Origin of the sequence: Pseudomonas sp. WS 5027, from assembly GCF_012985695.1 — a bacterium.
GTDB lineage: Bacteria > Pseudomonadota > Gammaproteobacteria > Pseudomonadales > Pseudomonadaceae > Aquipseudomonas > Aquipseudomonas hygromyciniae.
Genome location: NZ_JAAQWU010000009.1, coordinates 46,909 through 61,576 on the forward strand (window position 1 = coordinate 46,909; position 14,668 = coordinate 61,576).

Annotated in this window: 13 protein-coding genes; 5 read left to right on the forward strand and 8 right to left on the reverse strand. The window is 59.6% G+C overall.

All coding sequences use genetic code 11. The features are described from left to right. Positions 1–3: 3 nt before the first annotated feature. From HBO09_RS13055 to HBO09_RS13065, 3 genes are all read right to left on the reverse strand, one after another. Positions 4–1,101: an amino acid ABC transporter permease gene (locus tag HBO09_RS13055; protein WP_169994495.1), complete on the reverse strand. Its 1,098-nt coding sequence runs from the start codon at positions 1,099–1,101 to the stop codon at positions 4–6. 10 nt (positions 1,102–1,111) lie between these two features. Continuing rightward, a complete protein-coding gene (locus HBO09_RS13060; RefSeq protein WP_169994497.1) occupies positions 1,112–2,293 on the reverse strand; it encodes an amino acid ABC transporter permease in 1,182 nt (393 codons plus the stop codon). 72 nt (positions 2,294–2,365) lie between these two features. Then, positions 2,366–3,397, reverse strand: a complete 1,032-nt coding sequence (locus HBO09_RS13065) for an amino acid ABC transporter substrate-binding protein (protein ID WP_169994499.1) — start codon at positions 3,395–3,397, stop codon at positions 2,366–2,368. Between the two features lie 344 nt (positions 3,398–3,741). Here HBO09_RS13065 and HBO09_RS13070 point away from each other — a divergent pair, with 344 nt between their 5' ends. The 3 genes from HBO09_RS13070 to HBO09_RS13080 all read left to right on the forward strand — a co-directional run bounded on the left by HBO09_RS13070 (position 3,742) and on the right by HBO09_RS13080 (position 7,243). After that, positions 3,742–4,398, forward strand: a complete 657-nt coding sequence (locus HBO09_RS13070; protein ID WP_169994501.1) for an alpha/beta fold hydrolase — start codon at positions 3,742–3,744, stop codon at positions 4,396–4,398. Positions 4,399–4,494: 96 nt separating this feature from the next. After that, positions 4,495–5,970 (forward strand): ATP-dependent RNA helicase RhlB, encoded by a 1,476-nt coding sequence (gene rhlB / locus HBO09_RS13075; RefSeq protein ID WP_169994503.1) that lies wholly within the window; start codon positions 4,495–4,497, stop codon positions 5,968–5,970. A gap of 145 nt (positions 5,971–6,115) precedes the next feature. Continuing rightward, positions 6,116–7,243 carry an FAD-binding oxidoreductase gene (locus tag HBO09_RS13080; protein ID WP_169994505.1) on the forward strand — a complete coding sequence of 376 codons (1,128 nt, stop codon included), beginning with the start codon at positions 6,116–6,118 and terminating at the stop codon, positions 7,241–7,243. A gap of 67 nt (positions 7,244–7,310) precedes the next feature. Here the strand turns inward: HBO09_RS13080 and moaE are convergent, their stop codons facing one another. From moaE to HBO09_RS13105, 5 genes are all read right to left on the reverse strand, one after another. Then, complete coding sequence (moaE, locus tag HBO09_RS13085) at positions 7,311–7,763, reverse strand: molybdopterin synthase catalytic subunit MoaE (protein ID WP_092238136.1); 453 nt, start codon at positions 7,761–7,763, stop codon at positions 7,311–7,313. A gap of 2 nt (positions 7,764–7,765) precedes the next feature. Then, positions 7,766–8,008, reverse strand: a complete 243-nt coding sequence (gene moaD / locus HBO09_RS13090) for a molybdopterin converting factor subunit 1 (protein ID WP_169994507.1) — start codon at positions 8,006–8,008, stop codon at positions 7,766–7,768. Then, a complete protein-coding gene (moaC, locus tag HBO09_RS13095) occupies positions 8,005–8,478 on the reverse strand; it encodes a cyclic pyranopterin monophosphate synthase MoaC (RefSeq protein WP_169994509.1) in 474 nt (157 codons plus the stop codon). The genes moaD and moaC overlap by 4 nt, the downstream gene beginning before the upstream one ends. Positions 8,479–8,628: 150 nt before the next feature. Next, the gene (locus tag HBO09_RS13100; RefSeq protein ID WP_029297919.1) at positions 8,629–10,023 is read right to left on the reverse strand and encodes a PhoH family protein; all 1,395 of its coding nucleotides are present in this window, start codon (positions 10,021–10,023) and stop codon (positions 8,629–8,631) included. 347 nt (positions 10,024–10,370) lie between these two features. Then, positions 10,371–11,495 (reverse strand): polysaccharide deacetylase family protein, encoded by a 1,125-nt coding sequence (locus tag HBO09_RS13105; RefSeq protein ID WP_169994511.1) that lies wholly within the window; start codon positions 11,493–11,495, stop codon positions 10,371–10,373. 196 nt (positions 11,496–11,691) lie between these two features. On the opposite strand from HBO09_RS13105, the gene yaaA reads away from it, so the two are divergent. Together yaaA and HBO09_RS13115 are read left to right on the forward strand one after the other, a co-directional pair. Beyond that, positions 11,692–12,471 carry a peroxide stress protein YaaA gene (gene yaaA / locus HBO09_RS13110; protein ID WP_159908762.1) on the forward strand — a complete coding sequence of 260 codons (780 nt, stop codon included), beginning with the start codon at positions 11,692–11,694 and terminating at the stop codon, positions 12,469–12,471. Between the two features lie 870 nt (positions 12,472–13,341). Then, positions 13,342–14,658 (forward strand): nucleotide sugar dehydrogenase, encoded by a 1,317-nt coding sequence (locus HBO09_RS13115; RefSeq protein ID WP_169994514.1) that lies wholly within the window; start codon positions 13,342–13,344, stop codon positions 14,656–14,658. Positions 14,659–14,668: the final 10 nt, after the last annotated feature.

The following is a 14,668-nucleotide window of genomic DNA, read 5'->3' on the forward strand; positions in this document are numbered from 1 at the left end:
CTCCTAACGCTTGTGGCCAGTGTCGAGCTTGTGTTCCAAATGAATGGAATAGCGCGACATGCCAAAACAGAAAATCCAGAACACCAGGGCCGCGAACACATAGCCTTCAGTAGCCATGCCCAGCCATTTCGGGTCGGCGGCGGCTTGCTTGACGCTGTTGAGCAGGTCGAACAGGCCGATGATGATCACCAGGCTCGTGTCCTTGAACAGCGCGATAAAGGTGTTGACGATGCCCGGTATCACCAGCTTCAACGCTTGCGGCAGGATCACCAGGCCCATGCTGCGCCAGTAACCCAGGCCCATCGCCGCCGCGGCTTCGTACTGGCCTTTGGGAATGGCCTGCAAGCCACCGCGCACCACTTCTGCCACGTAGGCCGACTGGAACAGGATCACGCCGATCAACGCCCGCAGCAGCTTGTCGAAGTTCATGCCTTCAGGCAGGAACAGCGGCAGCATCACCGACGCCATGAACAGCACTGTAATCAACGGCACGCCGCGCCAGAACTCAATGAAGGTCACACAGATCACGCGAATCGCCGGCATATTGGAGCGCCGCCCCAACGCCAGCACGATCCCCAGCGGCAAGGCGCCTGCGATACCGACGGTGGCGATCACCAAGGTGAGCATCAGGCCGCCCCACTGGCTGGTCGCGACGTTGGTCAGGCCAAAGAGCCCGCCATGCAGTAGGAAGAAGGCAATGATCGGGTACAACACCAGAAAGCCCAGGCCATAGATCGCCTTGGGTTTAAAACGCGAGATGAACAACGGCGCCACACCGACGATGGCCAGCCATACGGTCAGGTCCACGCGCCAGCGTAGGTCGCCGGGGTAATAGCCGTACATGAATTGCCCGAAGCGCTGCTGGACAAACACCCAGCAGGCGCCCTCCTTGGTGCAATCGGCCTGGGTAGTGCCGACCCAGTTGGCGTCGAGAATCGCCCAATGCAAAATCGGCGGCACCACCAGATAGACCAGGTAGATCGCCAACAACGTCAGCAGGGTGTTGAACCAACTGGAGAACAGGTTGGCGCGCATCCACGCCATCGGCCCGAACACTTTGTTCGGTGGCGGCATGTCAGGTTTGAAAATATGGGAAGTCATGCAGGTTTCCTCACCGCTCGATCAGCGCAATGCGCTTGTTGTACCAGTTCATCAACAGGGAAATGCTGATGCTGATCGCCAGGTACACGCTCATGGTGATGGCAATGACCTCGATGGCCTGGCCGGTCTGGTTGAGCACCGTGCCGGCAAACAGCGAGACCATTTCCGGGTAGCCGATGCCGGCGGCCAGGGATGAGTTTTTCGCCAGGTTCAGGTATTGGCTGGTCAGCGGCGGGATGATCACCCGCAGCGCTTGCGGGATGATGACCTTGCGCAGCGTAGGCCCCGGACGCAGGCCCAGGGAGCGCGCAGCTTCGGTCTGGCCGTGGCTCACAGACTCAATGCCCGAGCGCACGATCTCGGCAATAAACGCGGCGGTGTAGACGGTAAGCGCCAGGGTCAGTGCCAGCAGTTCGGGGATCAATACCCAGCCACCGACAAAGTTGAAACCCGCAAGCCTTGGCATTTCCCAGTGCAGCGGCACACCGAAGATCAGGACGCACAACGCCGGAATCACGATGAACAGCGCCAGACCCGCCCAGAACTTGTGGAACGGTACGCCGGTGGCTTCAAAACGCTTGTTGGCCCAACGCGCCATCAGCACGATTGCCACGATGGCCACCACTACACTGACCACAAACGGCCAGAAACCCTCAGCCGCCAGCGCCGCCGGCATGTTCAGGCCCCGGGCGCTCATAAAGAATGTATCGCCCAAGTTATGGCTGTTGCGCGGCAACGGCATGGTCAGGAACACCGCGAAGTACCAGAACAGGATCTGCAACAACGGCGGAATGTTGCGGAACACCTCCACATACACCGTCGCCAGTTTGTTGATCATCCAGTTCGGTGACAGGCGCGCCACCCCAATGATGAAACCGAGCAGCGTCGCCAGGACCACACCGATCACGGTCACCAGCAACGTGTTGAGCAGGCCGATCACAAAGACCCGGGCATAGCTGTCCGATTCGGTGTAGTCGATCAAATGCTGAGCGATGCCAAAACCGGCACTGCGCTCGAGGAAGTCGAAACCGGAGGTAATACCCCGGTGCTGAAGATTGGTTTGCGTGTTGTTGAACAGATACCAGCCCAACGAAACCACCGCCACGATGGTGATGATCTGGAATAGCCACGCACGCACTTTTGGATCACTGAAGCTGAGCTTCTGTTTTGGTGCGCCGATTTGAGTTTGCATTAAGTGCCCCAGAAGTAATGGAACAGAACATCACCCGGCGGTTGGCCCACCGGGTGATAGAACCATCAGCGATCAGCGCACAGGGGGTGCGTATTGAATGCCACCGTTGTTCCACAGCGCGTTCAGGCCACGGTCGATTTCCAGGGGAGTGCTCTTGCCCAGGTTGCGCTCGAACACTTCGCCGTAGTTACCGACCTGCTTGACGATCTGTACGACCCAATCCTTCTTCACTTTCAGGTCTTTGCCGTATTCGCCGTCCGCCCCGAGCAGGCGCGCGACGTCCGGGTTCTTGGTGGACTTGGCCTCAGCTTCAACGTTTTTCGAGGTGATGCCGGCCTCTTCAGCGTTGAGCATGGCGTAACCCACCCAGCGCACGATGGCCAGCCACTCGTCATCGCCATTGCGTACCACCGGGCCCAGGGGCTCCTTGGAAATGGTTTCCGGCAGTACCACGTAGTCCTTCGGCGCGGCCAGCTTGCTGCGCTGGGCGAACAGTTGCGACTTGTCGGAGGTCAGCACGTCGCAGCGCCCGGACTCCAGGGACTTGGCGCTTTCATCGGAGGTGTCGAAGGTGATCGGGGTGTACTTGAGGTTGTTGCCACGGAAGTAGTCGGAAACGTTCAGCTCGGTGGTGGTACCGGCCTGGATGCAGATGGTTGCACCGTCCAGTTCCTTGGCACTTTTTACGCCCAGCTTGCTGTTGACCAGAAAGCCGATGCCGTCGTAGTAGGTGATAAAGCCCGGGAATTTCAGGCCCATGCCCGCATCGCGGGAGCTGGTCATGGTGGTGTTGCGCGACAGGATGTCGACTTCGCCCGATTGCAGCGCGGTGAAACGCTCCTTGGCATTCAACTGGCTGAACTTGACCTTGGTCGCATCGCCAAACACGGCAGCGGCCACGGCGCGGCAGTAGTCAGCGTCGATCCCGAGGATCTTGCCGCTGGCATCCGGCACCGAGAAACCCGGCAGGCCGTCGCTGACGCCACATTGCACAAAACCTTTCTTCTGCACTGCATCCAGGGTGGCGCCGGCCTGGGCCAGGCCACTGATCCCTAATACGGTCGCCGCGGTCACGATGGCCAGGGTGGACTTCAATACCTTCATTCAAACCTCCAGTTGCTCTTGTTGTGTCGGAGCTCGAACCTTTGCGCACCCTTGTGAGGCGATATCGACCCGTGTTGGCTTTTTTTGGGGTCAAGCAGCAGAGGCTGTCGCTGTCATTGCAGCGGCTATCCCAGAGGCGGCAGTCACTGATAGTGTTACCGTCCTCGAATAGTTCTGACATCGACCTACCCATAGCAAGCGCCGTACCAGAGTGTCGGCTGAGCCGTTTCAGCCCAGGATCTATCGCAAAACAGTCAACCAGGCGACATCTTGTTAACTGAGCCACCTTCCACGCACCGCCCCGACGCCTCCCATCGGCGCGCACGCACTTTTTTGGAGCAAACATGACCGAACCCTTGATTCTTCAGCCCGCCAAGCCCGCAGATGCCTGCGTAATCTGGTTGCATGGCCTGGGTGCCGATCGCTACGACTTCATGCCGGTGGCCGAAGCGTTGCAGGAAACCTTGCTGTCCACCCGCTTCGTATTGCCCCAGGCGCCAACCCGTGCGGTGACCGTCAATGGTGGCTACGAGATGCCAAGCTGGTACGACATATTGGCCATGAGTCCGGCGCGGGCCATCAGCCGTGAACAGCTGGATGAGTCGGCCAAAATGGTCATCGATTTGATCGAGAAACAAAAAGCCGACGGGATAGACGCCTCGCGGATTTTCCTGGCTGGCTTTTCCCAGGGTGGCGCCGTAGTCCTGCACGCAGCGTTTTTGAAATGGCAAGGCCCCCTGGGTGGCGTGCTTGCCCTCTCCACCTATGCGCCCACTTTCAGCGATGAGCTGGAACTGTCCGCCAGCCAACAGCGCATTCCGGCCCTGTGCCTGCACGGCCAGTACGATGACGTAGTGCAGAACGCCATGGGCCGTAGCGCCTATGAGCATTTAAAGCAGCGTGGTATCAACGTGACATGGCAGGAATACCCAATGGGCCACGAAGTGTTACCCCAGGAAATACGCGACATCGGCACCTGGTTGTCCGCCCGCCTGGGCTGAAAACCGACCATTGTGTAGCCGCATGACCAACGCACTACGCCGCGCCCGATTCTTGCATTACACTGGCCGGCGTACATTCCTTAACCAATTGATGAGATGACCGTGCTCAAAGCACTCAAGAAGATGTTCGGTAAAAGCGAGGCTGAACCACTCGCCCCTGTTCCCAGCGCCCCTGTCCAAACGTTTGGCAGCCGCAATGACGGTAAACAGCCTGGCCGAACAGCGCCTGTTGCCTCGCCAAAACCGCCGCCCGCAACGCCTGCTGCCCCGGCCCCTGTCGCCGCCCAGCCCGCAGCAGAACCGGCGCGTGCAGAAAAACCGCGCCGCGAACGCGCGCCGAAACCGGTGGTAAAGCCGTGGAAGCTGGAAGACTTCGTGGTCGAGCCCCAAGAAGGCAAGACCCGCTTTCACGACTTCAAGCTCGCCCCGGAACTGATGCACGCCATCCAGGACCTGGGCTTCCCGTATTGCACGCCGATCCAGGCACAGGTATTGGGCTTTACCCTGGCCGGCAAAGACGCCATCGGCCGCGCCCAGACCGGTACCGGCAAGACTGCTGCGTTCCTGATCTCGATCATCACCCAACTGCTGCAGACCCCGCCGCCCAAAGAGCGCTACATGGGTGAGCCACGGGCCCTGATCATCGCCCCGACCCGGGAGCTGGTGGTGCAGATCGCCAAGGACGCCGCCGACCTGACCAAGTACACCGGCCTCAACGTCATGACGTTCGTGGGCGGCATGGATTTCGACAAACAGCTCAAGCACCTGGAAGCGCGGCACTGCGACATCCTGGTCGCCACCCCGGGCCGTTTGCTGGACTTCAACCAGCGCGGCGACGTGCACCTGGACATGGTCGAAGTGATGGTGCTGGACGAAGCCGACCGGATGCTCGACATGGGCTTTATCCCACAAGTGCGCCAGATCATTCGCCAGACCCCACCGAAAAACGAGCGCCAGACACTGCTGTTCTCCGCGACCTTCACCGAAGACGTGATGAACCTCGCCAAGCAGTGGACTACCGACCCGTCCATCGTCGAGATCGAAGCGCTGAACGTGGCCAGCGAAAACGTCGAACAGCATATCTATGCTGTGGCCGGTGCCGACAAATACAAGCTGCTCTACAACCTGGTCAACGACAACGGTTGGGAGCGGGTCATGGTATTTGCCAACCGCAAGGACGAAGTGCGGCGCATTGAAGAACGCCTGGTACGCGATGGCGTCAACGCCGCGCAATTGTCCGGTGACGTGCCGCAGCACAAGCGCATCAAGACCCTGGAAGGCTTTCGCGAAGGCAAGATCCGCGTGCTGGTGGCCACTGACGTCGCGGGCCGTGGGATTCATATCGACGGCATCAGCCACGTGATCAACTTCACCCTGCCGGAAGTACCGGACGACTACGTGCACCGCATCGGCCGTACCGGTCGCGCCGGCGCTGCGGGTGTGTCGATCAGCTTTGCCGGGGAAGATGACTCGTACCAGTTGCCATCGATCGAGACGCTGCTGGGGCGCAAGATCAGTTGCGAGACGCCGCCGACGCATCTGCTGCGTCCCGTGGAGCGCAAACGCCCTTAAGCTGGAGCGCGGAAAAAGATGTGGGAGCGGGCTTGCTCGCGAATGCAATGGATCAGTCAATATATCCAGAGACTGACACACCGCATTCGCGAGCAAGCCCGCTCCCACATTTGCCTTCAGCGCTTTCAAATTCAAGGAGGACCACATGAACCAGGCTGATTACCTCATCATCGGCGGCGGCATTGCCGGTGCCAGTGCCGGTTACTGGCTGTCCCGACACGCCCGCGTCATCGTGCTGGAGCGTGAGTCCATGCCGGGCTATCACTCCACTGGCCGCTCCGCCGCCCTATATATCGCCGCCTATGGCACGCCACAAGTGCGCGCCTTGACCCTGGGCAGCCGCGACTTCTTCGATCACCCACCTGAAGGCTTTACCGAGCACCCTTTGCTCACGCCCCGTGGCGAAGTGCTGGTGGATCTGCTTGGCGACCCAGAAGAGCTGCAACGCCAATACCTGAGCGCCAAGGCGCTGGTACCCGAAACACGCCTGCTGGACACCGAAGAAGCGCTGCAGATGCTGCCCATCCTGCGCCGGGAAAAAGTCCACGGCGCGATCTACGACCCGACGGTCTGCGATATCGACACCGACGCGTTGTATCAGGGCTATTTGCGCGGCATTCGGCGCAATGGCGGGCAGATCCACACCGACAACGAGGTACACAAACTGGCCCGCGACGATCAAGGCCAGTGGCAGGTACGCACCTCGCAACAGCGCTTCAGCGCGCCGGTGATCATCAACGCCGCCGGAGCCTGGGCCGATACCATCGGCGAACTGGCCGGCGCCCAAAAAATCGGCCTGCAACCCAAGCGCCGCAGTGCCTTTGTGTTCGCCCCGCCGGCTGAAATGAATATCCATGGATGGCCGGAGTTGGCCGCCCTCGACGGTTCGTTCTATATGAAGCCCGACGCGGGGATGTTCCTCGGCTCACCGGCCAATGCCGACCCAGTCGAGCCCCACGACGTACAGCCTGAAGAGCTGGATATCGCCACAGGCATCTATCACATCGAAGAAGCCACCACCCTGAGCATCCGCCGCCCGACGCGGACCTGGGCGGGACTGCGCAGTTTTGTCAGCGACGGCGATCTGGTCTGTGGCTTTGATCCGCAGGTAGAGGGTTTTTTCTGGATCGCGGCCCAGGGCGGTTACGGGATCCAGACCTCGCCGGCGATGGGCCAGGCCAGCGCGGCGCTGGTGCGGGGGCTCGGATTGCCCGAGCCTTTGCAGCGCGCCGGGTTGACCGAGGCGATGTTATCGCCTGGTCGCCTGGGTTGATCGTGCTGCTGAACTCGTCCAATACAGCGGCCAGACGATAGGGTGTGGCGGGCACACGGAGGGCCACTCACGCCTTCCAGCGATCAGCCGCCCTATGATCACTGGCCCGCCCTTCCACCCAGCGCGCCCCTTCGCTGGTGTTTTCCTTCTTCCAGAACGGCGCTCGGGTCTTCAGGTAGTCCATCACAAACGCACAGGCATCAAACGCCGCCTGGCGATGGGCACTGGCGGCGGCGACGAACACAATAGGTTCGCCGGGCTCCAGGGCGCCAATGCGGTGCAACACCTCGAGCTTGAGCAACGGCCAGCGTTGCTCGGCTTCGACAGCGATCTTGGCCAGGGCCTTTTCGGTCATGCCGGGGTAGTGCTCAAGGAACATTCCCGCCACGTCGAGGCCATCGTTGAAGTCGCGCACATAGCCAACAAAACTCACCACGGCGCCCACGCCAACGTTGGCGGCGTGCATGGCGTTGACTTCGGCGCCGGGATCGAACGGTTGGGCTTGCACGCGAATAGCCACGGTCAGCCTCCGGTCACGGGTGGGAAAAACGCCACTTCGTCGCCGGCCTGCAAAGGCTCGTCGAGGCCACACAACTCCTGGTTGCGCGCGCACATCAGGCTGGTCTCGTTAAGCACCTCGAAGCCCGGGTCAGCGGCCAACGCCTGACGCACCGCATCGACTGTGGCGAAGTCGCCTTCCACCTCCAGGGAATCGAGGCCCACCGCTTCGCTGTAGCGTGCAAAAAACAGTACGTTGATGCTCATGCCTGGTCCGCCTTGAAATGCCCGCTCTTGCCACCGAGTTTTTCCAGCAGGCGAATGTTTTCGATGGTCATGCCACGGTCCACCGCCTTGCACATGTCGTAGATGGTCAGCGCGGCGACACTGGCCGCCGTCAGCGCTTCCATCTCCACACCGGTCTGCCCGGACAGCTTGCAGCGGGCGACGATATGCACGGTATTTTCCCCTTCGGCGGCCAGCTCAACCTTGACCCCGGTCAGCATCAGCGGATGGCACAGAGGGATCAGATCACTGGTCTTTTTCGCCGCCTGGATCCCGGCGATACGGGCCACGGCGAACACGTCGCCCTTGGGGTGGGCGCCGTCGACGATCATTTGCAGGGTCTGGGGCAGCATGCGCACCCGCGCTTCGGCCACGGCTTCACGGAACGTCACGCTTTTTTCGGTGACGTCGACCATATGGGCACGGCCCTGGGAATCGAGATGAGTCAGCACGGGGATACTCCTGATCAGAAGCCCCGATTGTAAACCCAACGCCGACCAAAATGTGGGGGCTGGCTTGCCTGCGATAGCGCTGTGTCAATCAACCTATCATCGACTGAACCACCACTATCGCGGGCAAGCCCGCTCCCACACTGAACGCGGTTACAGGTGGGATTCGGCATATTCGGCCAGAATCGAGCGTGGTACCCCTTGCAGCGCAATATGCACGCCGTTCGGGAAGTCCTTGAAGCGTTCCGTCAGGTAGGTCAGCCCGGAGCTGGTCGCGGACAGGTAAGGGGTGTCGATCTGTGCCAGGTTGCCCAGGCACACCACTTTGGAACCGGCACCGGCACGGGTGATGATGGTTTTCATCTGGTGCGGCGTAAGGTTCTGGCATTCATCGATCAAAATCAGGCTCTGCTGGAAGCTGCGACCTCGAATGTAGTTGAGGGATTTGAACTGCAACGGCACTTTGCTGAGGATGTAGTCGACGCTGCCATGGGTGTTTTCGTCATCCATATGCAGGGCTTCGAGGTTGTCGGTGATCGCCCCCAGCCACGGCTCCATTTTTTCTGCTTCGGTGCCGGGCAAAAAGCCGATTTCCTGGTCCAGGCCCTGCACGCTGCGGGTGGCAATGATGCGGCGATAGCGCTTGGTGACCATGGTCTGCTCGATGGCAGCCGCCAGGGCGAGGATGGTTTTCCCCGAGCCGGCAGCCCCCGTCAGGTTGACCAGGTGGATGTCCGGGTCGAGCAGCGCGTACAGCGCCAGGCTCTGGTAGATATCACGCGGTTTCAGGCCCCAGGCTTCCTGGTGCAACAGGGGTTCCTGATGCAGGTCGAGGATCAGCAGCTTGTCGACCTGGATCTCTTTGATCCAGCCCACAAAACCCTGTTCGTCGATGATGAATTCGTTGATATGCACCGCCGGCAGGTTGTCGGTCAGCTGTACCTGGTGCCAGGTGCGGCCATGGTCCTGGCGGGTCTCGACCTTGCTGACGCGGTCCCAGAACGAGCCGGTCATGGTGTGATAACCACGGGACAGCATCGACACGTCATCGACCAGTTGGTCGGTACTGTAGTCCTCGGCAGCGATCCCACACGCTCGTGCCTTGAGGCGCATATTGATGTCTTTGGTCACCAGCACCAGGCGCAGGTCCTTGTCGCGCGCATGCAGGTCGATCAATTGGTTGATGATCTTGTTGTCGTTGAGGTTTTCCGGCAGCAGGCTGTTGGGTTCGCTGCGCTTGCTCATCAGGATCGACAGCAAGCCCTTGGGCCCGCTCTTGCCACGCTGGATCGGTACGCCGACTTCAACGTCCTCGGGCGAGGCTTCACCCAGGGTCTTGTCGATCAGGCGGATCGCCTGGCGGCATTCGGCGGCGACGCTGTGGTGCCCACTTTTGAGTTTATCGAGCTCCTCGAGCACGATCATCGGGATGGCGACGTGGTGTTCTTCGAAATTGAGCAACGCGTTTGGATCGTGGATCAAAACATTGGTATCAAGCACATAAAGGATTGGCTGGTCGGAAGAAGGGGTACGTCCATGATCATCCATACTCGGTCACCTTTGTGGGAGCCAGTCGACGCAATACCACAACAGTGCTGCGCCTCGATTCGACCACCGAATACACCTGAGGGACGTCAAGTGCATTGCCCACCTGAGGAGTCTGGGAAGACGCCACCTGTGGTGCAGGTTTCGGCGATCTGTCTTCGTAATACCGCAAAACCCATGACAGGAAAAAGCACTTTGACGCTTTTTTGAAGTTTATTTTTCAGGATGACGAATAGCACTGGCGGGGCGCCACTCACACCGCTAAAGTCGGAAGTCCGCCTGCATCGAAATGTCGCAGCAAATCGCCCCAAAAACCCCTCATCCCCAACAGGGCCGGGCATTTGCGCTTTTCAGCGAAACGCCTCCCGGCAATCCTGCCAACCCAGCCCGCTTTGCGCCGTTGCCTGTAGCAACAGGGGCAATGCCACCCGCGCCTTGTCCTGGGTGTCGTGGAATACAATCACCCCCTTGCGCCACAACAACATCAGCGTCAGCACCCGCTGGGCCGACTCGTCGGCCTTGAGCAGGCCGGGTTCATCCTGAGAGTCGATATCCCACAGCGCCACTTGCAGGCCCTGGGCCTGGAAGAAGCCCTGACTGTCGGCGCGACGCTGGCCATAGGGCGGGCGGAACAGCGGCACGTAGTTTTCCGGCAGCAGGTTCTGGGTCAAGGAGGCGCTGCGGGTGATGGAGCTTTGCCAGTCGAGCCAATGGCTGTGGGAGCGGTACTGCCAGCCCTGGATGCCCACGCACTGGCCTTGGTACAACGCCTGCACATCGGCGGCCGAGGTCTTTTCCAGGCGGGTTTGCAGGCTGTTGCCCAGGGCAAAGAAGGTCGCCGTCATTTTCTGCTTGCGCAGGTAATCGGCCAGCCAATCGGTTTGACCATTAAGCGGCGCCGGGCCGCCATCAAAGGTCAATAGAAACAGGCGATCATTGAGCTCATCGCCATTGCGCTCGAAATCCCCAAAACGCGCCACTTCGCTGCTGATTTGCGGGAACAAGGCGGCCTTGCGTAGCAGCTCATCCAGGTAGCGTTGGTGAAACGCGCGGCTGGGCCCGGCCCAGCCTATATAGAAGGACTGCTCGCCCACCTCGAATTTGCCGGCCTGCTCGCGCAGGTCGTCCATGTTGTCCACCAGGTAGCAGAACGAGGCGTCCTGTTCGCAGCTTTGCTGGGCAAATCCGTAGTTCTCCAGCAACCGTTGCCAGAGCTGGCGACGCAGGTCGTCGATGGCGCCCTGGTTGATGATCTTCAGCCCCAGGCGCTGCTTGAGAGCCGGTTCATCCAGGGCCTCGCTGGCCAGCAGCGTGTTGGCAAACATGAGGATTTCGGCGCGTGACGCCACATCAAACAGCGCCGGGCTGCTGAGTTTTTCCGGCCAGGTGCCGCGGTCCAGGCTCGCGACATCCACACTGGCTGCCTGAGCGCCCAGGCACGTCAGCCAGGCGCACAATAAAAGCGCAATTCGCACAACGGGTCCCCTCTGTAGGAGCGAGCTTGCTCGCGAAGAACGTCAACGATAACACTGGCATCCGGCATGCACGCGGTGCCCCGGCGCTTTTTGCGAGCAAGCTCGCTCCTACAAAAAAGCGTCGCTATTGGCGTGATAGGTGGAGTCCAACTCCCCAACCCCCTAGAATCCCCCGACGATTACAGGAGCCAACTTCATGCTGATGGTGATTTCCCCAGCCAAAACCCTCGATTTCGAGACTGCGCCTGCGACTCAGCGCTTTACCCAGCCGCAATACCTGGACCATTCCCAGGAATTGATCGAGCAGCTGCGCGAGCTGAGCCCGGCGCAGATCAGTGAGCTGATGCATGTTTCCGACAAGATCGGCGGCCTCAACGCCGCACGTTTCGGCAGTTGGACCCCAGCCTTCACCCCAGCCAATGCCAAGCAGGCGCTGCTGGCCTTCAAGGGCGACGTTTACACCGGCCTCAATGCCCAGACCTTCAACGACGCCGACTTCGCCTACGCCCAGGACCACCTGCGCATGCTCTCCGGCCTGTACGGCCTGCTGCGCCCGCTGGACCTGATGATGCCGTACCGCCTGGAGATGGGCACCAAGCTGGCCAATGCCCGTGGCAAGGACCTGTACGCCTTCTGGGGCACACGCATCAGCGAGTGGCTCAATGAAGCCCTGGCCGAGCAAGGCGATGACGTGCTGCTGAACCTGGCCTCCAACGAGTACTTCTCGGCGGTCAAGCGCCCGGCGCTCAATGCGCGGATCATCAACACCGAGTTCAAGGACTTGAAGAACGGCCAGTACAAGATCATCAGCTTCTACGCCAAGAAGGCCCGAGGCATGATGAGCCGCTTCGTGATCGAAGAACGCATCAACGACCCGGCCCAGCTCAAGCAGTTCGATGTGCAGGGTTATCGCTTCAATGCCGAGCAGTCCAAGCCGGATAACCTGGTGTTTTTGCGCGATCACGCACCGGATTGAGGCTGCACCCGGCTTAAAATGTGGGAGCGGGCTTGCTCGCGAAAGCGGTGCTTCAGTCAATCTATCCGGTGACTGATACACCGCTTTCGCGAGCAAGCCCGCTCCCACATTTGCCCTACATCCCTTCAGTAGAATCGTCATTATTTTGGCGTCAATAATATTTCTTCAGAATTCATAACGTTTCTTTCACTCGACATTCGTCAATTTTTTTCGTAGTGGCACCACTTTTTTAAAACAGTAGTGGCATAAAACTATATCCCCGCTCCAACTCCCTATATCTACTCGCCAAATCTGCAAGTGCTATCAATATAGTACTAGTGCCATCTTTCCTAATATTTCAAGAAATTTCGAGAAACAGGATGAGCGGCCAGGAACTATGCCAAAAAGTGCCGCTCATACCACCGGTAACGATTATCTCTGTTCTTGTGCGATATGACTTACACAGCGACCAACGGAAGTAGCAAAGTTGTCACATACAACTTTGACTCCTCGGTCTAATTACCAACTGTTTAGTTGAGGGCGGGCGATCAGGTTGCATGACCATCTCCTACAAGGCCAAGGCTAAAGCCTACCTAAATGGGTCAGTGACACAACCCAAGGCACTGATAGTTAAGGGCTAAACGTCCATATCAAGGCTTTGCGGCACTGACGCCAGATCCTTCTCAGCGAAGGCTGGCTGCATTTCAGGGCAAGCCCCAACAATAAGGCCAAGTTGCGCACAACTTGAGTGCATTAGTTAGTCACTCGACTTTTAACATGCCTGCACATGAGATTACCGTGTCTATTCACGGTATTACCTAGTGCATGAGTGACGCTTGAAAACATGAACTCCGGCCATCTAATGGCGTGATAAAGATAGAGGTAAATGCGATGCGCATCAGCATATTTGGTTTGGGTTACGTGGGCGCAGTCTGTGCCGGTTGCCTGTCTGCACGGGGCCATGAAGTGGTCGGTGTAGACATTTCCAAGGATAAGATCGACCTGATCAACGCGGGCAAATCCCCCATCGTTGAACCGGGCCTGGGCGAACTGTTGAGCCAGGGCATTGCCAGCGGCCGGTTGCGCGGTACCACCAACTTCGCCGACGCCATCCGCGATACCGACCTGTCGATGATTTGCGTCGGTACGCCCAGCAAGAAAAACGGCGACCTGGAACTCAACTACATCGAAGCAGTGTGCCGCGAAATCGGTTTTGTCCTGCGTGACAAGACCACTCGCCACACCATCGTGGTGCGCAGCACCGTGCTGCCCGGCACCGTGGCCAACGTGGTAATCCCGATCCTCGAAGACTGCTCCGGCAAAAAAGCCGGCGTCGACTTCGGTGTCGCGGTCAACCCGGAGTTCCTGCGCGAATCCACCGCCATCGCCGACTACGACCAGCCCCCGATGACCGTGATCGGTGAATTGGACAAAGCCTCGGGCGACGTCCTGCAGTCGCTGTACGAAGAACTCGACGCCCCGATCATCCGCAAGGACATCGCTGTTGCCGAGATGATCAAGTACACCTGCAACGTGTGGCACGCCACCAAAGTCACCTTCGCCAACGAGATCGGCAACATCGCCAAGGCCGTGGGCGTCGATGGTCGCGAAGTGATGGACGTGGTCTGCCAGGACAAGACCCTCAACCTGTCCCAGTACTACATGCGCCCAGGCTTTGCCTTCGGCGGTTCGTGCCTGCCCAAGGACGTGCGCGCCCTGACCTACCGCGCCAGCTCCCTGGATGTGGAGGCGCCGCTGCTCAACTCGCTGATGCGCAGCAACGAATCCCAGGTGCAGAACGCCTTCGACATCGTCTCCAGCCACGACAAGCGCAAGGTCGCCCTGCTGGGCCTGAGCTTCAAGGCCGGCACCGATGACCTGCGCGAAAGCCCACTGGTGGAGCTGGCGGAAATGCTGATCGGCAAGGGCTTCGACCTGAGCATCTACGACAGCAACGTCGAATACGCCCGTGTGCACGGGGCGAACAAGGACTACATCGAAGGCAAGATCCCCCACGTGTCGTCCCTGCTCAACTCGGACTTCGACGATGTGATCAACAACAGCGACGTGATCATCCTCGGCAACCGCGACGAGAAATTCCGCGCCCTGGCGCAGAACGCCCCGCACGGCAAGCAAGTGATCGACCTGGTGGGCTTCATGTCCCAGGCCACCAGCGTCAATGGCCGTACCGAAGGCATTTGCTGGTAACAGCAACGGC

Excerpts from the sequence above, each read along its gene's own strand:
- moaD (WP_169994507.1), bottom strand. The coding sequence starts at position 8,008 with ATGAGCATCAACGTACTGTTTTTTGCACGCTACAGCGAAGCGGTGGGC.
- HBO09_RS13100 (WP_029297919.1), bottom strand. The coding sequence starts at position 10,023 with ATGGATGATCATGGACGTACCCCTTCTTCCGACCAGCCAATCCTTTAT.
- HBO09_RS13065 (WP_169994499.1), bottom strand. The coding sequence starts at position 3,397 with ATGAAGGTATTGAAGTCCACCCTGGCCATCGTGACCGCGGCGACCGTA.
- rhlB (WP_169994503.1), top strand. The coding sequence starts at position 4,495 with ATGACCGTGCTCAAAGCACTCAAGAAGATGTTCGGTAAAAGCGAGGCT.
- yaaA (WP_159908762.1), top strand. The coding sequence starts at position 11,692 with ATGCTGATGGTGATTTCCCCAGCCAAAACCCTCGATTTCGAGACTGCG.
- HBO09_RS13060 (WP_169994497.1), bottom strand. The coding sequence starts at position 2,293 with ATGCAAACTCAAATCGGCGCACCAAAACAGAAGCTCAGCTTCAGTGAT.
- HBO09_RS13080 (WP_169994505.1), top strand. The coding sequence starts at position 6,116 with ATGAACCAGGCTGATTACCTCATCATCGGCGGCGGCATTGCCGGTGCC.
- HBO09_RS13070 (WP_169994501.1), top strand. The coding sequence starts at position 3,742 with ATGACCGAACCCTTGATTCTTCAGCCCGCCAAGCCCGCAGATGCCTGC.
- HBO09_RS13055 (WP_169994495.1), bottom strand. The coding sequence starts at position 1,101 with ATGACTTCCCATATTTTCAAACCTGACATGCCGCCACCGAACAAAGTG.
- HBO09_RS13115 (WP_169994514.1), top strand. The coding sequence starts at position 13,342 with ATGCGCATCAGCATATTTGGTTTGGGTTACGTGGGCGCAGTCTGTGCC.